Source organism: Cellulomonas sp. P1_G12_2 (assembly GCF_056405535.1).
In genome coordinates this window covers 265694-283542 of record NZ_JBFUBX010000004.1, presented here as the reverse complement: position 1 = coordinate 283542, position 17849 = coordinate 265694, and the positions used below count along the sequence as shown (strand labels likewise).

At 71.5% G+C, this 17849-nt stretch carries 16 protein-coding genes; 13 read left to right on the top strand and 3 right to left on the bottom strand.

The window, feature by feature from the left end; all coding sequences use genetic code 11:
- Position 1 precedes the first annotated feature (1 nt).
- Together AC1DXT_RS15310 and AC1DXT_RS15305 are read left to right on the top strand one after the other, a co-directional pair.
- Complete coding sequence (locus tag AC1DXT_RS15310) at positions 2 to 520, top strand: GNAT family N-acetyltransferase (protein WP_477062152.1); 519 nt, start codon at positions 2 to 4, stop codon at positions 518 to 520.
- A 29-nt stretch (positions 521 to 549) separates the two neighbouring features.
- The gene (locus tag AC1DXT_RS15305) at positions 550 to 2238 is read left to right on the top strand and encodes an AMP-binding protein (RefSeq protein ID WP_477062151.1); all 1689 of its coding nucleotides are present in this window, start codon (positions 550 to 552) and stop codon (positions 2236 to 2238) included.
- A 3-nt stretch (positions 2239 to 2241) separates the two neighbouring features.
- On the opposite strand, the gene AC1DXT_RS15300 is transcribed toward AC1DXT_RS15305, so the two are convergent.
- Both AC1DXT_RS15300 and AC1DXT_RS15295 read right to left on the bottom strand, forming a co-directional pair.
- Positions 2242 to 2913: an MBL fold metallo-hydrolase gene (locus tag AC1DXT_RS15300; protein WP_477062150.1), complete on the bottom strand. Its 672-nt coding sequence runs from the start codon at positions 2911 to 2913 to the stop codon at positions 2242 to 2244.
- A complete protein-coding gene (locus tag AC1DXT_RS15295; RefSeq protein WP_477062149.1) occupies positions 2910 to 4733 on the bottom strand; it encodes a glycoside hydrolase family 15 protein in 1824 nt (607 codons plus the stop codon). Before AC1DXT_RS15295 ends, AC1DXT_RS15300 begins: the two co-directional genes overlap by 4 nt.
- Positions 4734 to 4839: 106 nt before the next feature.
- Here AC1DXT_RS15295 and uvrA point away from each other — a divergent pair, with 106 nt between their 5' ends.
- Entirely contained in the window at positions 4840 to 7731 is a 2892-nt protein-coding gene (gene uvrA / locus AC1DXT_RS15290) for an excinuclease ABC subunit UvrA (RefSeq protein WP_477062148.1), read from the top strand.
- Between the two features lie 32 nt (positions 7732 to 7763).
- Here the strand turns inward: uvrA and AC1DXT_RS15285 are convergent, their stop codons facing one another.
- Complete coding sequence (locus AC1DXT_RS15285; protein ID WP_477062147.1) at positions 7764 to 8276, bottom strand: OsmC family protein; 513 nt, start codon at positions 8274 to 8276, stop codon at positions 7764 to 7766.
- Positions 8277 to 8337: 61 nt separating this feature from the next.
- Here AC1DXT_RS15285 and uvrC point away from each other — a divergent pair, with 61 nt between their 5' ends.
- The 10 genes from uvrC (at position 8338) to AC1DXT_RS15235 (ending at position 17848) form a co-directional block, all read left to right on the top strand.
- Positions 8338 to 10356 carry an excinuclease ABC subunit UvrC gene (gene uvrC / locus AC1DXT_RS15280; protein WP_477062146.1) on the top strand — a complete coding sequence of 673 codons (2019 nt, stop codon included), beginning with the start codon at positions 8338 to 8340 and terminating at the stop codon, positions 10354 to 10356.
- A complete protein-coding gene (rapZ, locus tag AC1DXT_RS15275; RefSeq protein ID WP_477062145.1) occupies positions 10353 to 11297 on the top strand; it encodes an RNase adapter RapZ in 945 nt (314 codons plus the stop codon). The genes uvrC and rapZ overlap by 4 nt, the downstream gene beginning before the upstream one ends.
- On the top strand, positions 11294 to 12271 hold the full coding sequence (locus AC1DXT_RS15270) for a gluconeogenesis factor YvcK family protein (RefSeq protein WP_477062144.1): 978 nt from the start codon (positions 11294 to 11296) through the stop codon (positions 12269 to 12271). Before rapZ ends, AC1DXT_RS15270 begins: the two co-directional genes overlap by 4 nt.
- Before the next feature lie 50 nt (positions 12272 to 12321).
- The gene (gene whiA / locus AC1DXT_RS15265) at positions 12322 to 13302 is read left to right on the top strand and encodes a DNA-binding protein WhiA (protein ID WP_056094552.1); all 981 of its coding nucleotides are present in this window, start codon (positions 12322 to 12324) and stop codon (positions 13300 to 13302) included.
- Between the two features lie 221 nt (positions 13303 to 13523).
- Positions 13524 to 14528 carry a type I glyceraldehyde-3-phosphate dehydrogenase gene (gene gap, locus AC1DXT_RS15260; protein WP_056094555.1) on the top strand — a complete coding sequence of 335 codons (1005 nt, stop codon included), beginning with the start codon at positions 13524 to 13526 and terminating at the stop codon, positions 14526 to 14528.
- Between the two features lie 114 nt (positions 14529 to 14642).
- Positions 14643 to 15842, top strand: coding sequence for a phosphoglycerate kinase (locus tag AC1DXT_RS15255; RefSeq protein WP_477062143.1), 1200 nt, complete (start codon positions 14643 to 14645; stop codon positions 15840 to 15842).
- 3 nt (positions 15843 to 15845) lie between these two features.
- A complete protein-coding gene (gene tpiA / locus AC1DXT_RS15250; RefSeq protein ID WP_421741553.1) occupies positions 15846 to 16640 on the top strand; it encodes a triose-phosphate isomerase in 795 nt (264 codons plus the stop codon).
- A 158-nt stretch (positions 16641 to 16798) separates the two neighbouring features.
- Positions 16799 to 17041, top strand: a complete 243-nt coding sequence (gene secG, locus AC1DXT_RS15245; RefSeq protein ID WP_056094564.1) for a preprotein translocase subunit SecG — start codon at positions 16799 to 16801, stop codon at positions 17039 to 17041.
- A gap of 11 nt (positions 17042 to 17052) precedes the next feature.
- Positions 17053 to 17400 (top strand): RNA polymerase-binding protein RbpA, encoded by a 348-nt coding sequence (locus AC1DXT_RS15240; protein ID WP_055914815.1) that lies wholly within the window; start codon positions 17053 to 17055, stop codon positions 17398 to 17400.
- A 13-nt stretch (positions 17401 to 17413) separates the two neighbouring features.
- On the top strand, positions 17414 to 17848 hold the full coding sequence (locus AC1DXT_RS15235) for a VOC family protein (RefSeq protein ID WP_477062142.1): 435 nt from the start codon (positions 17414 to 17416) through the stop codon (positions 17846 to 17848).
- Position 17849: the final 1 nt, after the last annotated feature.

Here is a 17849-nt window from a genome sequence, read left to right as displayed (position 1 = left end):
CGTGGAGCTGCCCGACGTGCTCGACCTGCCCGGAGCACGCCTGCGCGCGCTGCGGGAGGACGACTGGGCGCTCGACCACGCCCTCTCCCGCGTCTCGGACGTGCCGCAGTGGACGTACTACCCGGCGGACGTCAGCGTGGACGAGGCACGCGAGCGGGTGAGACGGAACCTGACGCAGCGTGCTGAGGGCCGCGGTGGGAGGTTCGTGGTCGAGCGGTCGGGGGAGCCGCTCGGCACGATCGGGATGGGACTGCGCACCGACGGCCCGCACCTCTACTACGCGTTCCTCCCCGCGGGCCGCGGGATGGGCCTGGCCACGGAGGCCGTCCGTGCTCTGTCGCGCTGGGCGCTGGAGCACGGCGCGGACGTGGTGAACGCCAGGACGATGGTCGGGAACGTGGCGAGCGAACGGGTGCTCGAGCGGGCGTCGTTCCGTCGTGGTCCACTCGAGGTGGAGCCCGACGGCGTGTCGGTGACCCGGTGGTCCTGCAGGGCGAACTCACAACCTACTCTCAAGTAACTTACGCACCCGTAGGTTACGATCGGGGGATGACGACCGTGGGACCCAGCCGACCGACCGCCGCCTCGACTGGTGCCCCGCGAGACGTGGCGATCCCCGACGAGCCCCTCACCGCGGCGCTCGATCGCGCGGCACAGCGGTGGCCCGAGCGGACGGCCGTGGACTTCCTCGGGGCGCCCACGACGTACGCGGAGCTGGCCGAGGCCGTCGCCCGCGGCGCCCAGGTGCTGCTCGACCTCGGCGTCCGGCCGGGGGACCGGGTGGCCCTCGTCATGCCGAACTGCACCGGGCACGTGATCGCCTTCTACGCAGCGCTGCGCATCGGCGCGGTCGTCGTCGAGCACAACCCCACCTACTCGGCCGGCGAGCTCGCGCACCAGCTGGCCGACTCCGGGGCGGTCGTCGCGCTCGTGTGGGAGAAGGCGGTGCCGCGGGTCCTCGAGACGCTCGCCCGGACGGCTCTCAAGGCCGTCGTCGCCGTGGACCTGTCCGCCGACCTGCCCCGTGGCAAGCAGCTCGCCCTGCGCCTGCCCCTGCCGAGCGCCCGCCGAGCGCGCGCGGCCATGTGCGGCTCGGTGCCGCCCGCGTTCCCGATGTGGCACCGGCTCGTCGCCAAGGCTGCACCCCTGGACCCGGCGCACCCGGCGCCGTCGTCGTCCGACGTGGCCCTGCTGCAGTACACCGGCGGCACCACCGGCACACCCAAGGGCGCGATGCTCACGCACCGCAACCTGGTGGCCAACGCGGTGCAGGGCCACGCCTGGACGGGAGTCGAGCCCGGTACCGACGTCGTCTACGGGGTGCTGCCGTTCTTCCACGCCTTCGGGCTGACCCTCTGCCTGAGCTACGCGATGCGGGTCGGCGCGACGCTCGTCGCGTTCCCCTCGTTCGACCCCGCGATGGTCCTTGCCGCCCAGAAGCGCCTCCCGGGCACCTTCCTGCCCGCCGTCCCGCCGATGCTCGACCGGCTGGCCGTCGCCGCCGCGACGTCGGGGGCAGACCTCACGTCGTTCCGGTACGCGATCTCGGGCGCGATGGCGCTCCCCGCGGCGACCGCCCAGAAGTGGGAGGACGTGACCGGCGGGCTCGTCGTCGAGGGGTACGGGATGACCGAGACGTCACCCGTCGCGCTCGGCAACCCGCTCACCGACGCCCGCCGCCCCGGCACGCTCGGCCTGCCGTTCCCGAGCACGCGCATCCGGGTCGTGGACCCCACCGACGTCACCCGCGAGGTCGAACAGGGGGAGCGCGGCGAGCTGCTGATCCAGGGCCCGCAGGTGTTCGCCGGCTACTGGGGTCGGCCCGACGAGACCGCGGAGCAGCTGCTCGACGACGGCTGGCTGCGGACCGGCGACATCGTCACGGTGGACGAGACCGGCTGGGTCGTGCTGGTGGACCGCATCAAGGAGGTCATCGTGAGCGGCGGCTTCAAGGTCTACCCCTCCCAGGTCGAGGACCACCTGCGCGGCATGCCCGGCGTCGCGGACGTCGCGGTGGTCGGGGTGCCCGGTGGGGACCTCGGGGAGACCGTGGTCGCCGCCGTGGTGCTGGAGCCCGGTGCCCGGGGGATCGACCTCGACGCCGTCCGTGCGTGGGGTGAGCGGCACCTGGCGCGCTACGCGCTCCCGCGCCGGCTCGTGTTCCTGGACGAGCTGCCGCGGTCGCAGGTCGGCAAGGTGCTCCGTCGCGTCGTGCGGGAGTCCGTCCTCGCCGGCTGACGGTCACCAGCCGCGGGCGCGCCACTCCTCGAGGTGCGGACGCTCCGCTCCGATCGTGGTGTCCCGGCCGTGGCCCGGGTAGACCCACGTGTCGTCGTCGAAGCGGTCGAACACCCGGGCGACGACGTCGCCGTAGAGCTGCTCGAACGCGTCCGGGCTGGTGGTGCGCCCGACGCCTCCCGGGAAGAGCGAGTCACCGGTGAACAGGTGCGTGCGCCCACCGGGTTCGCGGTAGGCGAGCGCGATCGAGCCCGGGGTGTGGCCGCGCAGCGCGACGACCTCCAGGGCGAGGTGGCCCACGTGCAGGACGTCGCCGTCGTGCAGGCGGCGGGTGACGGGCACGTCGGTCGCCTCCATGACCGCCGTGGCATCGTCGGCACCCACTGCCGAGGACGCCCCGGTGACGGTCACCAGCGACTCGAGCGCGCGGTGGTGGTCGGGGTGCCGGTGGGTGGTGACGATGGTGTCGAGCTGCGACGAACCCTCGCGGACCAGCTCGAGCAGGCGGTCGGGCTCGTCCGCCGCGTCGACGAGCACCTGGGAGCCGTCGGACCGGCACGTCAGCAGGTAGGCGTTGTTGTCCATCGGGCCGACGGCGGCCTTGCGGATCTCGAGCTCGTCGAGCACGCGGAGAGCTGACGGCCCGCCCACCTGCACGTCACCGGTGTACGTCATCGGGTCCTCCTCTCGAGAGCCAGGTCGTGGCTGTGCACCGCCCGGACGAGCGCCAGGTGCGACAGGGCCTGGGGCATGTTGCCGGCCAGCCGCCGTCCGACCGGGTCGTACTGCTCGGCCAGCAGCCCCACGTCGTTCGCCAGGCCGACGAGGATGTCCAGCACCGCCGTCGAGCCGTCGACGTCGTCCGTCCGCGCGAGGGCGTCCGCGAGCCAGAAGGAGCACGCGAGGAAGGCGTGCTCGTCGCCGGCGACGCCGTCGTCGGTACGTTCCGTGCGGTAGCGGCGCAGCAGTCCCGGGGAGACCTCGAGCTCGTCCCGGATCGCTGCGAGCGTGGCCAGGACGCGGGGGTCGTCGGACGGCAGGAACTCGACCTGCGCGATCTGCAGCAGGGCCGCGTCGGTGTGCGTGGCGCCGTAGGCCTGCACGAACGTCCCACGCTCGGCGTTCCAGCCGTGCGCCAGCACGTCGGCACGGATCGCGTCCCGCTCCGCGCGCCACCTGTCGACGGGTCCCTCGAGACCGTGCTTCTCGACCGCACGCACCGCGCGGTCGACAGCGGCCCAGGCCATGACCTTCGAGTGCGTGAAGTGCCGCGGCTCGCCACGAACCTCCCAGATCCCCCGATCCGGCTCTCGCCAGCGGCGCAGGAGGTCCTCGACGAGGTGGCGCTGCAGGGACCAGGAGTCGGCGGTCTCCTGCAGCCCGGCGGCGCGCGCCAGCTCCAGGGCGCACATCACCTCACCCAGCACGTCGTTCTGCACCTGCCCGACGGCGGCGTTCCCGACCCGGACCGGACGCGATCCGGCGTAGCCCGTCAGGTGGCCGAGCTCGGCTTCGGGCAGGTAGCGGCCACCGTCGACGCGGTACATGATCTGCAGGTCGGCGGGGTTCCCGGCCACGGCACGCAGCAGCCAGTCACGCCACTCCGTGGCCTCGTCGCGGTAGCCGTGCTCGAGCAGCGCCTCGAGCGTCATGGCCGCGTCCCGGAGCCAGCAGTACCGGTAGTCCCAGTTGCGCTCGCCGCCGAAGTCCTCGGGCAGGGAGGTCGTGGCGGCCGCGACGATCCCGCCGGTCTCCTGGTCCGTGAGCAGGCGCAGGACGAGCAGCGAGCGGACGACGGCCTCGCGGTAGGAGCCCTGGTAGGCGCAGCTGCGCGCCCACAGCCCCCAGGTGATCCGCGTGGAGTCGATCCGGTCCTCGATGGTCAGCCGCGGCAGGACGGGATCCCACGAGCGGGTCCAGGTCAGCGCCAGCTCGACGGACTCGCCCTCCTGGAGCGTGAACCGGTCGGCGTGCCGGTGGTCGTCCGGATGGGGGAGGCGGTCGCCGCGCAGCAGCAGGGAGTCCGGCCCGGCGATCGCCCGGATCGCCTCCTCGCCGTCCTGGTCGGTCAGCCGGCGCACCCACGGCTCGACCGCGCCGTAGCCGAACCGGACCACCCACTCGTGCTCGACCTCGACGCTCCCACGGGTGCACACGAGACGCCGCACGAGGTCGGACCGGCCGTCGTGCAGCGGCATGGTCTCCAGCACCACCGCGGTGCCCTGCGCGGTCTCGTACGTGGTCTCGAGCACGAACGAGTCGTCGAGGTAGCGCCGGGTCACGGACGTCGCGTCCCGGACCGTGAGGAGCCACCGGCCGTTGTCCGCGGTGCCCAGCAGGCGGGCGAAGGCGGCTGCCGAGTCGAACGTCGGCAGGCACATCCAGTCGATCGAGCCGCGCAGGGAGACGAGTGCGGCGGTCCTGCCGTCCCCGAGCACCGCATAGTCTCCGATGGGCACCAGCGGGGGGTCGACGACGGCGTCGGGTCTGTCCACGAGGTGAGCATCCTCCGGCGCCGGGGGAGCGGCACGTCGGCCGGCTGTGGTTTCGCTCACGTCGAACAGATGTGCGATTGTCGGTGGTGCCACGTAGACTCCCCGCGTGAACGAACGACTGGTGGTGCAGGGCGCCCGCGAGCACAACCTTCGGAACGTCGACCTCGATCTCCCGCGTGACAAGCTCATCGTGTTCACCGGTCTGTCCGGTTCGGGGAAGTCGTCGCTGGCGTTCGACACCATCTTCGCGGAGGGGCAGCGCCGGTACGTCGAGTCGCTGTCCGCGTACGCGCGGCAGTTCCTCGGGCAGATGGACAAGCCCGACGTCGACTTCATCGAGGGCCTCTCGCCCGCGGTGTCGATCGACCAGAAGTCCACCAACCGGAACCCGCGGTCCACGGTCGGCACGATCACCGAGGTCTACGACTACCTGCGCCTGCTGTTCGCACGCGCGGGGACGCAGTACTGCCCGGTGTGCGGCGAGCGCGTGACCGCGCAGACCCCGCAGCAGATCGTCGACCGGTTGCTCGAGCTCCCGGAGGGCACGCGGTACCAGGTGCTCGCGCCGGTCGTCCGTGGCCGCAAGGGCGAGTACGCCGACCTGTTCAAGGAGCTGCAGAGCAAGGGCTTCGCCCGTGCCCGCGTCGACGGCGAGGTCGTGCAGCTCACCGAGCCCCCGGCGCTCGAGAAGAAGCTCAAGCACGACATCGAGGTCGTCATCGACCGCCTGGTCTCCCGCGAGGGTGTCCAGCGCCGGCTCACCGACTCCGTCGAGACCGCCCTCGGCCTGGCCGGCGGGCTGCTCGTCGTCGAGCTGGTGGACGCCGACATCGACGACCTCACGCGCGAGCGACGGTTCTCCGAGCACCGCGCGTGCCCGAACGACCACGTGCTCACGCTCGACGAGATCGAGCCGCGCACGTTCTCGTTCAACGCCCCGTACGGCGCCTGCCCGGAGTGCACCGGGATCGGCTCGCGCCTCGAGGTCGACCCCGACCTGGTGGTCCCCGACGAGGACCTGTCGCTCGACGACGGCGCCGTCGCGCCCTGGGCGCAGATCTCGAGCGAGTACTTCTCCCGCGTGCTCAGCGCGCTGGCCTCCGACATGGGCTTCTCCACGACCGTGCCGTGGCGTGCTCTGCCGCAGCGGGCCAAGGACGCGGTGCTGCACGGCCAGAACCACGAGGTGAAGGTCCGGTACAAGAACCGCTGGGGTCGCGAGCGGCAGTACTCGACCGGCTTCGAGGGCGTCATCACGTTCCTCGAGCGCCGGCACAACGAGACCGACTCGGACTGGAGCAAGGAGAAGTACGAGGCCTACATGCGCGAGGTCCCGTGCCCGGTGTGCGAGGGCGCGCGGCTCAAGCCCGAGGTGCTTGCGGTCAAGGTCGGCGGAAGGTCCATCGCCGACGTCTGCACGCTCCCCATCCGGGAGGCCCGCGAGTTCCTCGACACGCTGCAGCTGGGCGAGCGCGAGCGTGCCATCGCCGCGCAGGTGCTCAAGGAGATCCAGGCGCGCCTCGGCTTCCTGCTCGACGTCGGCCTCGACTACCTCTCGCTGACCCGCCCGGCCGCGACGCTGTCCGGCGGCGAGGCGCAGCGCATCCGGCTGGCCACGCAGATCGGCTCCGGCCTGGTCGGCGTGCTCTACGTGCTCGACGAGCCGAGCATCGGCCTGCACCAGCGGGACAACCGTCGTCTGATCGACACGCTCACGCGCCTGCGGGACCTGGGCAACACGCTGATCGTCGTCGAGCACGACGAGGACACCATCCGGACGGCCGACTGGATCGTCGACATCGGGCCGGGTGCCGGCGAGCACGGTGGACGGGTCGTGCACTCGGGTGACCTCGCGGGCCTGCTGTCGTCGGCCGAGTCCGTGACGGGTGCGTACCTGTCGGGGCGCCGGTCCATCCCCATGCCGCCGCTGCGCAGGCCGGTCGACGCGAAGCGCCAGCTCACGGTGGTCAACGCGCACGAGCACAACCTGCAGGGGATCGATGTCTCGTTCCCGCTCGGCGTGCTGACCGCGGTGACCGGCGTGTCCGGGTCGGGCAAGTCGACGCTGGTGAACGCGATCCTCTACACGGTGCTCGCCAACGAGCTGAACGGCGCGCGCCAGGTGGCAGGCCGGCACAAGCGCGTGACGGGCCTGGAGCACCTGGACAAGGTCGTGCACGTGGACCAGGGGCCCATCGGCCGGACGCCGCGCTCCAACCCGGCGACGTACACCGGGGTCTGGGACCACGTCCGCCGGCTGTTCGCGGAGACCACCGAGGCCAAGGTCCGCGGCTACACGCCCGGCCGGTTCTCGTTCAACGTCAAGGGCGGCCGCTGCGAGGCGTGCTCCGGTGACGGCACCCTGAAGATCGAGATGAACTTCCTGCCGGACGTGTACGTGCCCTGCGAGGTCTGCCACGGTGCGAGGTACAACCGCGAGACGCTCGAGGTGCACTTCAAGGGCAAGACAGTCGCCGACGTGCTCAACATGCCGATCGAGGAGGCCGCCGAGTTCTTCGCCGCGGTCCCCGCGATCTCCCGGCACCTGCGCACCCTCGTCGACGTCGGGCTCGGGTACGTGCGGCTCGGCCAGCCGGCGCCGACGCTCTCCGGCGGCGAGGCGCAGCGCGTCAAGCTCGCCGCCGAGCTCCAGCGCCGCTCGACGGGCCGGACGATCTACGTGCTCGACGAGCCGACCACAGGTCTGCACTTCGAGGACATCCGCAAGCTTCTCGGCGTGCTCCAGTCCCTGGTCGACAAGGGGAACTCGGTCATCGTGATCGAGCACAACCTCGACGTCATCAAGAACGCCGACTGGGTGATCGACATGGGCCCCGAGGGCGGCAGCGGCGGTGGGCTCGTCATCGCCGAGGGAACGCCGGAGCACATCGCCTCGGTCGAGGCGAGCCACACAGGACGGTTCCTCGCCGAGGTCCTGGAGCCGGCACCGCAGCCCGTGAAGCGCAAGCGCGCCGTCAAGCAGCCGATCCCGGCGTAGCCGTCGGGCGGCGAGCCGGACGGGGTGTGACGCTAGTGCGAGACGGACTGAGCCGTGCGCACCGGGACGGGCTCGTGCCGGACCGGGAAGTTCACGGACCGGGAGATGAAGCAGTGCTCGTGGGCCTGGTGGTGGATGCCGCCGAGCACGTCGTCGGTGATCGCGGCGCCCGTGGGCAGGTGGGCGCCTGCGGCGACCGTCACTCGCGGTCGCAGGACGACCTCACGGAACTGACCCTGACCGGCGGCTTCGATGCGCATCGTGCCGACGGCCTGGTCCTCGTACCCGACCACCACCACGCCGGCCGCGGACGCCAGGTGCAGGAACCAGAGCATGTGGCACTGCGCCAGCGCGCTGACCAGCAGCTCCTCCGGGTTGTATCTCGACGGGTCTCCTCGGAAGGCCGTGTCGGACGACCCCAGCAGCGGCGGCTTCGACCCGATCCGCACCTCGTGGTCGCGGCTGTACGCGGTGTAGCTCGAGGTGCCGGTCCGGCCGGCGCCGGTCCAGGTGACGTCGACGGAGTACGTGTGCAGGGGGCCCATCAGCCCACGGTAGCGGTCCGGTCGTTCGGTGACGTGGGTGCCGCGAACTACGCTCGACCGCATGGCTGATCCCGCCACGTACCGGCCGGCTCCGGGGGAGATCCCCGACTCGCCGGGCGTCTACCGCTTCCGTGACGAGCACGGCCGAGTCATCTATGTCGGCAAGGCCAAGAGCCTGAGGTCGCGCCTGTCCAGCTACTTCCAGGACCTGTCCGGCCTGCACCAGCGCACGCAGCAGATGGTGACCACGGCGGCGTCGGTCCAGTGGACGGTCGTCGGCACGGAGGTCGAGGCGCTCGCGCTGGAGTACTCCTGGATCAAGGAGTTCGACCCGCGGTTCAACGTGAAGTACCGCGACGACAAGTCCTACCCCTACCTGGCCGTGACGCTGGCCGACGAGTTCCCCCGCATCCAGGTGATGCGGGGCGCCAAGCGCAAGGGCACGCGCTACTTCGGTCCGTACGCGCACGCATGGGCCATCCGGGAGACCGTCGACCTGCTGCTGCGGGTGTTCCCGGTCCGCACCTGCTCGGCGGGCGTGTTCAAGCGCGCGCACCAGCAGGGCCGGCCGTGCCTGCTGGGGTACATCGACAAGTGCTCGGCACCGTGCGTCGGACGCATCTCGCCGGACGACCACCACCTGCTCGCGCAGGACTTCTGCGACTTCATGGCGGGCGACACCGCCAAGTTCACGCGACGGCTGACCGCGCGCATGAAGGAGGCGGCCGCGGAGCTGGACTACGAGCGCGCGGCGCGGTTGCGGGACGACATCGCGACGCTCCAACGGGCCACCGAGAAGAACGCCGTCGTGCTGGCGGACGGCACCGACGCGGACATCTTCGCCCTGGCCGGTGACGAGCTCGAGGCCGCGGTGCAGGTGTTCCACGTGCGGGACGGGCGCATCCGCGGCCAGCGCGGTTGGGTGGTCGAGAAGGTGGAGGACGTCACCGACGCCGAGCTGGTCGAGCACCTGCTCCAGCAGATCTACGGCTCCGAGGCCGCGGCCGGCGACGGTGGCGCGGGCTCGTCGGCGGTACCGCGCGAGGTGCTCGTCCCTGTGCTGCCCCCCGACGTCGACCAGGTGCAGGCCTGGCTGACCGGCTTGCGGGGGAGCAAGGTGTCGGTGCGTGTCCCGCAGCGGGGAGACAAGCGGGAGCTGGCGGCGACCGTGCACCGCAACGCCGAGCACGCGCTCGTCCTGCACCGCACCCGCCGCGCCGGGGACCTGACCACCAGGAGCCAGGCGCTGCAGGAGATCCAGGAGGCGCTGGACCTGCCGTCGGCTCCGCTGCGGATCGAGTGCTACGACGTCTCGCACAACCAGGGCACCTACCAGTCGGCGTCGATGGTGGTGTTCGAGGACGGCCTGGCCCGCAAGAGCGAGTACCGCCTGTTCACCATCCGCGGCCCGGAGGGGCAGGGCGCGCGCGACGACACGGCCGCGATGCACGAGGTCATCACGCGCCGGTTCCGTCGCTACCTGGCCGATCGCGCCGACGCCCGCGACGTCGAGCTGGGTACCGGCGAGGACGAGGACGGTCTGCCGCTGCGGTCCGGGCCCATCGACGAGGTCACGGGCAAGCCGGTCCGCTTCGCGTACCCGCCGAACCTCGTCGTCGTGGACGGCGGCCCACCTCAGGTCGCCGCGGCCGCGGCCGCGATGGCGGAGCTCGGCATCGACGACGTCGCGCTCGTCGGGCTGGCCAAGCGGCTGGAGGAGGTGTGGCTGCCGGGTGAGGCGTACCCGGTGATCCTGCAGCGCAGCTCGGAGGGTCTGTACCTCCTGCAGCGCCTGCGCGACGAGGCCCACCGCTTCGCCATCACGGCGCACCGCAAGCGGCGGAGCAAGGGCATGACGACGTCCGTGCTGGACGGGGTGCCCGGGCTCGGGCCGGYGCGCCAGGCGGCACTGCTGCGGCACTTCGGGTCGGTCAAGCGGCTCCGGGCGGCGTCGGTCGAGGAGATCGCGTCGGTGCAGGGGATGGGGGAGCGCACAGCGGCGGCTGTCGTCGCTGCGCTGGCCTCCCCGGGAGTGGCGTCGGACCAGGTCCCCGAGTCGGCTGGCATGCTGGAGGCATGAGCGACGAGCCTTCGCCGATCACGGTGCCCGCCGGGATCCCCGCCCTCGAGGCGGCCACCGAGGCGCCCCACCTGAGCCAGCCGCAGGTCCTGATCATCACGGGGATGTCGGGCGCGGGCCGTACCCGTGCGGCCGCCGTCCTCGAGGACCTCGACTGGTACGTGATCGACAACTTGCCCGCGCAGATGCTCACGCACCTCGTCGGGATGCTCACCAGCGGACCCGCCGGCGCCGGGGCGCAGCGCCTCGCCGCGGTGATCGACGTGCGTGGACGCGAGTTCTTCCGGGACCTGTCCCCGGTGCTGCAGGGCCTGCGGGAGTCCGGCGTCGAGTACCGGATCCTGTTCCTCGACGCCTCCGACGAGGTCCTGGTCCGGCGGTTCGAGCAGGTCCGCCGGCCGCACCCGCTGCAGGGGCAGGGCCGGATCCTCGACGGCATCGCGGAGGAGCGTGCGATCCTCTCGGACCTGCGCGAGCGGGCCGACACGCTCATCGACACCTCCGAGCTCAACGTGCACGACCTCGCGCGTGAGGTGCGCTCGGTCGTGGCCAGCGGCGCCGAGGACGCGCTGCGGATCTCCGTCGTGTCGTTCGGGTTCAAGTACGGCCTGCCGCTCGACGCCGACCACGTGGTGGACATGCGGTTCCTATCCAACCCGTACTGGATCACCGAGCTGCGGCACCTCACGGGCAGGGACGCTCCCGTGCGGGACTACGTGCTCGGCCTGCCGGGGGCGATCACGTTCGTGGACCGGTACGTCGACGCGCTGGAGCCGGTGCTCGCGGGCTACCTCAACGAGGAGAAGCGGTACGTCACCATCGCGGTCGGCTGCACCGGAGGCAAGCACCGGTCGGTCGCCGTGAGCGAGGCGATCGCCGCCAGGCTGCGGGACCGGGGGCACCTCGTCTCGGTGTCGGCCCGCGACCTCGGCAAGGAATGAGGGCGGCCGCGCCGGCGGTCGTCGCACTCGGTGGCGGTCACGGCCTGTCCGCGTCCCTGTCCGCGCTGCGGCTGATGACCGACCGGATCACCGCGGTCGTCACCGTCGCCGACGACGGGGGCTCCTCCGGGCGGCTCCGCGAGGAGCTCGGCGTCCTGCCGCCCGGGGACCTGCGGATGGCGCTGGCCGCCCTGTGCGACGACTCCGACTGGGGCAGGACCTGGCGCGACGTGCTGCAGCACCGGTTCAGCTCGACGGGTGACCTCGACCAGCACGCCGTGGGCAACCTGCTGATCGTCGCGCTCTGGGAGCTGCTGGGGGACACGGTCGAGGGCCTCGACTGGGTGGGCAAGCTGCTCGGCGCCCGGGGCAGGGTCCTGCCGATGTCGTCGGTGCCGCTGCTCATCGAGGCCGACGTGATCGACGCTGCGGGCCGCACCCACCGGGTGGTCGGCCAGAGCGCGGTGGCGACGACCACCGGGACCGTCGCGCAGGTCCGGCTGGAACCGGCCGACCCGCCGGCCTGCCCGGAGGCCGTGGCGGCCATCGCGTCGGCCGACTGGGTCGTGCTCGGTCCGGGCTCCTGGTACACCTCCGTGCTGCCGCACCTGCTCGTCCCCGGTCTCAAGGAGGCCCTGCACCGGACGCGGGCCAGGACGATCGTGACGCTCAACCTCGCGTCGGGTGAATCGGGCGAGACCGCGGGCATGCGTGCCGAGCAGTACCTGGAGGTCCTGCAGACGCACGCCCCGGAGCTGCGGGTCGACGCGGTGGTCGCGGACCCGACGGCAGTCGAGGACGTGTCGGTGCTCGCTGCGCGCAGCGCGGACCTGGGCGCGCGCCTGCTGCTGCGCCAGGTCAGCCGCGGCGACGGGACCGCCAGGCACGACCCGCTGCGACTCGCTGGGGCGTACTCGGACGTGCTCGAGGGGTTCCTCGGCGACGTCGGGACACGCGAGAACCCACCCGAGTAGGTGACCGGACCGGTCCCGGACACGTGACTTGCAATGGCAGGATGCACCCCATGGCGTTGACGGCACAGGTGAAGGACGAGCTCGCCCGGCTGAAGGTGGACAAGACGTCCTCGCGGAAGGCTGAGGTCTCGGCCACCCTAAGGTTCGCGGGGGGCCTGCACATCATCTCCGGCCGGATCGTCATCGAGGCGGAGCTGGACACGGGCATCGCGGCTCGTCGGCTCCGGCAGGCGATCTCCGAGGTGTACGGGCACGAGAGCGAGATCATCGTCGTCTCCGGCGGTGGTCTGCGCCGGGGGAGCCGGTACGTGGTCCGCGTGGTCAAGGACGGCGAGTCGCTCGCACGCCAGACCGGCCTCCTGGACAACCGCGGACGGCCGGTGCGCGGTCTGCCGCCGCAGGTCGTGTCGGCCGGCGTCGCCGAGGCCGAGTCGGCCTGGCGCGGCGCGTTCCTCGCGCACGGCTCGCTCACCGAGCCCGGCCGGTCGTCGGCGCTCGAGGTCACGTGCCCCGGTCCCGAGGCGGCGCTCGCCCTCGTGGGTGCAGCGCGACGTCTGGGGATCGCCGCCAAGGCCCGGGAGGTGCGGGGCATCGACCGCGTCGTCATCCGGGACGGGGACGCGATCAGCGCGATGCTCGCCCGGCTCGGCGCCCACGAGACGATGCTGGTGTGGGAGGAGCGTCGCGTGCGGCGCGAGGTCCGCGGCACCGCCAACCGCCTCGCCAACTTCGACGACGCCAACCTGCGTCGCTCCGCCCGCGCCGCGGTGGCCGCGGGCGCGCGGGTCGAGCGGGCGTTCGAGATCCTCGGCGACGAGCTCCCGGAGCACCTGCGCGAGGCCGGCGAGCTGCGCCTGGCGCACAAGGAGGCCTCGCTCGAGGAGCTGGGCAAGCTCGCCGTGCCGACCCTCACCAAGGACGCCGTGGCCGGCCGGATCCGCCGCCTGCTCGCGACCGCGGACAAGCGCGCCGCCGAGCTCGGGATCCCGGACACCGAGGCCGGCCTGAGCCCCGACCTGCTCGACCTCTGACCTGGGACATCACGGGGGCGGGCGTCTCATCAGGGACCTTCGTCACCGCGTGAGCCCGGTCACTGGTATAGGGTTCATGTCATCCGAACGTCACACGACGGTCATGTGTTGGGCACGAGAAACCGCCTATGCCGCCGACGTCCGGAGCGCACAGCGGCGTGCGTGACCCCATCACCAAAATGTGTGCGCCGGCCCCTCGTCGGCGCTGCCGAGGAGGGCAAGTGACCATCCGCGTCGGTATCAACGGCTTCGGCCGTATCGGGCGTAACTTCTACCGGGCCATCCTGGCTTCCGGTGCCGACATCGAGATCGTCGGCGTGAACGACCTCACGGACAACAAGACGCTCGCACACCTGCTCAAGTACGACACCGTGCTGGGCCGGTTCCCGCTGAGCGTCGACTTCGACGACGAGAACATCATCGTCGACGGCAAGAAGATCCGTGCGCTCGAGGAGCGGGACCCGGCGAAGCTGCCGTGGGCCGAGCTCGGTGCGGACATCGTGATCGAGTCGACCGGCTTCTTCACGGACGCCACCAAGGCCAAGGCCCACCTCGAGGCCGGCGCCAAGAAGGTCATCATCTCCGCCCCGGCGAAGAACGAGGACGGCACGTTCGTCGTCGGTGTCAACCACACCGACTACGACGCCGCGACGCAGCACATCATCTCCAACGCGTCGTGCACCACGAACTGCCTCGCCCCCGTGGCCAAGGCGCTCAACGACTCGATCGGCATCGAGCGTGGCCTCATGACCACGATCCACGCCTACACGGGTGACCAGAACCTGCAGGACGGCCCCCACAAGGACCTCCGTCGTGCGCGCGCCGCGGCGCAGAACATCGTCCCGACCTCGACCGGTGCGGCCAAGGCCGTGGCGCTCGTGCTCCCGGAGCTCAAGGGCAAGCTCGACGGCTTCGCGCTGCGCGTCCCGGTCATCACCGGCTCCGCCACGGACCTGACGTTCACGGCTTCGCGTGAGGTCACCGTCGAGGAGGTCAACGCTGCGGTCAAGGCCGCCGCGGACGGCCCCCTCAAGGGCATCCTCGAGTACGTCGAGGACGAGATCGTGTCGAGCGACATCGTCACGAACCCGCACCAGAGCATCTTCGACTCGAAGCTCACCAAGGTGAGCGGCGACCTGGTGAAGATCATCGCCTGGTACGACAACGAGTGGGGCTACTCGAACAGCCTCGTCGCCCTCACGTCGTACGTCGGCGAGCGTCTCTGACGCTCTCGTCGTTCCACGAGTGACGGTCATGCGTCCGCGTGCGCCCCGGCCTCTCGGCCCCGGCGCACGCGGACGCAGCCATGTCTGCCCCCGCTCGATCGAAGGTAGGAAACCATGAAGACCATCGAGGACCTCGGGGACCTGCGCGGCAAGCGCGTCCTGGTCCGCTCCGACTTCAACGTGCCGCTCGACGGCACGACCATCACCGACGACGGCCGCGTGCGCGCGGCGCTCCCGACGCTGCAGGCGCTCCTGTCCGCCGGTGCCCGCGTCGTGGTGATGGCCCACCTCGGCCGCCCCAAGGGCGCGCCGGAGGACAAGTACTCCCTCAAGCCCGTCGCGGACCGGCTCTCCGAGCTGCTCGGCCAGCCCGTCGCCCTGGCGACCGACGTCGTCGGCGACTCCGCCAAGGCGACCGTGGCCGCGCTGCAGGACGGCGAGATCGCGCTGCTGGAGAACATCCGGTTCGACGCGCGTGAGACGTCCAAGGTCGACGCCGAGCGCGCGGAGCTGGCCGGCGAGCTCGCCGCGCTGGCGGACGTGTTCGTCTCCGACGGCTTCGGCGTCGTGCACCGCAAGCAGGCGTCGGTGTACGACGTCGCGCTGGTGCTCCCGCACGCGGTCGGCAAGCTCGTCCTCAAGGAGGTCGCGTCGCTGCGCAAGGCGACCGACGACCCCGCGCGCCCCTACGTGGTAGTGCTCGGCGGCTCCAAGGTGTCGGACAAGCTCGGTGTCATCGCCAACCTGATCACCAAGGCGGACCGCCTGCTCATCGGTGGCGGCATGCTCTTCACGTTCCTCGCAGCCAAGGGCTACTCGGTGGGCAACTCGCTCCTCGAGGAGGACCAGATCGAGACCGTCAAGGGCTACCTCGCGCAGGCGGAGGAGGCCGGTGTGGAGATCGTCCTGCCCACCGACATCGTCGTCGCCGACGAGTTCAAGGCGGACTCCCCGGCGCAGGTCGTCGCGGCCGACGCGATCCCGGACGGCAAGATCGGCCTGGACATCGGCCCCGACTCCAGCGCGCTGTTCGCGAGCAAGATCGTGGACGCCAAGACGATCGTCTGGAACGGCCCGGCGGGCGTGTTCGAGTTCGAGGCGTTCTCGGGCGGCACGCGTGCCGTCGCGCAGGCGCTGGTCGACGCCGGCACGCACGGCGGCTTCACGATCGTCGGCGGTGGCGACTCTGCCGCGGCCGTGCGCACGCTCGGCTTCGACGAGGCCGGGTTCGGACACATCTCGACCGGTGGTGGCGCGAGCCTCGAGTTCCTCGAGGGCAAGACGCTCCCCGGTATCGCGGTTCTGGAGGACTGAGCGTTGACCACTCGCACCCCGCTGATGGCGGGCAACTGGAAGATGAACCTGGACCACCACCAGGCCACGCACACGGTGCAGAAGCTCGCGTGGACGCTCAAGGACGCCAAGCACGACTTCTCGGCCGTCGAGGTCTGCGTACTGCCCCCGTTCACCGACCTGCGCAGCGTGCAGACCCTCGTGGACGCGGACAAGCTCGAGCTCGTCTACGGCGCCCAGGACGTCTCGGCGCACACGTCGGGCGCCTACACCGGTGAGATCTCGCCGCTGTTCCTGGCCAAGCTCGGCGTCACGTACGTCGCGGTCGGCCACTCGGAGCGTCGTGAGTACCACAACGAGTCCGACGAGCTCATCAACGCCAAGGTGAAGTCGGCGCTCAGCGCGGGCATCGTCCCGATCCTGTGCGTCGGCGAGGTGCTCGACGTCCGCAAGGCCGGCGAGCACGTCCCGCACACGCTCGCGCAGCTGGACGGCGCCCTCGCCGGTCTGACGGCGGAGCAGGTCAAGACGATCGTCGTGGCCTACGAGCCCGTCTGGGCCATCGGCACCGGAGAGACGGCGACCCCCGAGGACGCCCAGGAGCTGGCGGCCGCCATCCGGACGCGCATCGGCGAGCTGTACGACGCCGAGACGGCCGACGCGGTGCGGGTCCTGTACGGCGGCTCGGTGAAGTCGTCGAACGTCGCCTCGATCATGGCGAAGCCGGACGTCGACGGCGCGCTCGTCGGCGGCGCGAGCCTGGACCCCGAGGAGTTCGCCGCGATCGCGCGGTACAAGTCGCACGCCGTGGGTCTCTGAGACCACCGCGGGCAGGTCGTGGGGTCCACCCTGCGACCTGCCCGCGTACGGTGGTGGCTTATCGCCCCCGTCGTCGCCTACCCTGTACCGCGGTCCACCGCAGCGTCGCTGGCTCTACCGCCGTCGACGTGCCCGCCCAGTAAGGAACTGACACCGACGTGACCGGCCTTCGTATCGCCCTCCAGGTGCTGCTGGTGCTGACCAGCCTCCTGCTCATCCCGCTCGTCCTGCTGCACAAGGGCAAGGGCGGTGGCCTGTCCGACATGTTCGGTGGCGGCATCACGAGCAGCGCCGGAAGCTCCGGTGTCGCGGAGCGGAACCTGAACCGGATCACGGTCGGCACCGCACTGGTGTGGACGGCGATCATCATCCTGCTCGGTCTCATCGAGCGCACGGTCTGAGGCGGTAGACGATGGCGAGCGGGAGTGCGATCAGGGGGTCGCGTGTCGGTGCCGGCCCGATGGGCGAGGCCGAGCGTGGTGACACCGCCCCGCGGATCTGGGTGTCGTACTGGTGCGCCAACGGCCACGAGACCCGGCCCAGCTTCGCCGAGGAGGCCGCTCTCGAGGCTCCGGTGACGTGGGACTGCCCCCGCTGCGGATTCCCCGCCGGCCAGGACCAGGAGAACCCTCCGTCGCCGTCCAAGAACGAGCCCTACAAGACGCACCTGGCCTACGTGAAGGAGCGGCGGTCCGACGAGGACGGCGCCGCGATCCTCGACGAGGCCCTCGCCGCCTTGCGCGCCAAGCGCGGCGGCTGAGCCTGCCCCTGTCGTGAGTGGCGAGAGCCCTCGTCACGACCCGCCCGCCGAGATGCCGGTCCTCTCGGTGATGCTCGCCGTGCAGGACGCCGGCGCGGCGGCACGCTGGTACGCCGAGGCGGTGGGCGCCACCACGTTGTGGGACCTGGGGAGCGTCGTCGGCCTCAGCATCGCCGGCGCGCCGTTCTTCCTCGGCCAGCCGGAGGGCAACGGGTGGGACACACCGGCCGTGCTCGGCGGCCGCACGGTCCGCGTCGAGATCTTCGTCGACGACCCGGACGTTTTCGTCGCCCGCGCGGTCGCCGCCGGCGCCGACGGCAGCGTCGACGAGGTCCGTGACCACCAGATGCCGTGGGGCACGCACCGGCAGGGCGGGTTCGTCGACCTGTTCGGGCACCTGTGGCTGGTCGGGGACCGGTCGCCACTGGCACCGCACCCCGACCGCTGAG

Excerpts from the sequence above, each read along its gene's own strand:
- AC1DXT_RS15270 (WP_477062144.1), top strand. The coding sequence starts at position 11,294 with ATGAGGGCGGCCGCGCCGGCGGTCGTCGCACTCGGTGGCGGTCACGGC.
- whiA (WP_056094552.1), top strand. The coding sequence starts at position 12,322 with ATGGCGTTGACGGCACAGGTGAAGGACGAGCTCGCCCGGCTGAAGGTG.
- AC1DXT_RS15255 (WP_477062143.1), top strand. The coding sequence starts at position 14,643 with ATGAAGACCATCGAGGACCTCGGGGACCTGCGCGGCAAGCGCGTCCTG.
- AC1DXT_RS15240 (WP_055914815.1), top strand. The coding sequence starts at position 17,053 with ATGGCGAGCGGGAGTGCGATCAGGGGGTCGCGTGTCGGTGCCGGCCCG.
- rapZ (WP_477062145.1), top strand. The coding sequence starts at position 10,353 with ATGAGCGACGAGCCTTCGCCGATCACGGTGCCCGCCGGGATCCCCGCC.
- AC1DXT_RS15305 (WP_477062151.1), top strand. The coding sequence starts at position 550 with ATGACGACCGTGGGACCCAGCCGACCGACCGCCGCCTCGACTGGTGCC.
- AC1DXT_RS15285 (WP_477062147.1), bottom strand. The coding sequence starts at position 8,276 with ATGGGCCCCCTGCACACGTACTCCGTCGACGTCACCTGGACCGGCGCC.
- AC1DXT_RS15300 (WP_477062150.1), bottom strand. The coding sequence starts at position 2,913 with ATGACGTACACCGGTGACGTGCAGGTGGGCGGGCCGTCAGCTCTCCGC.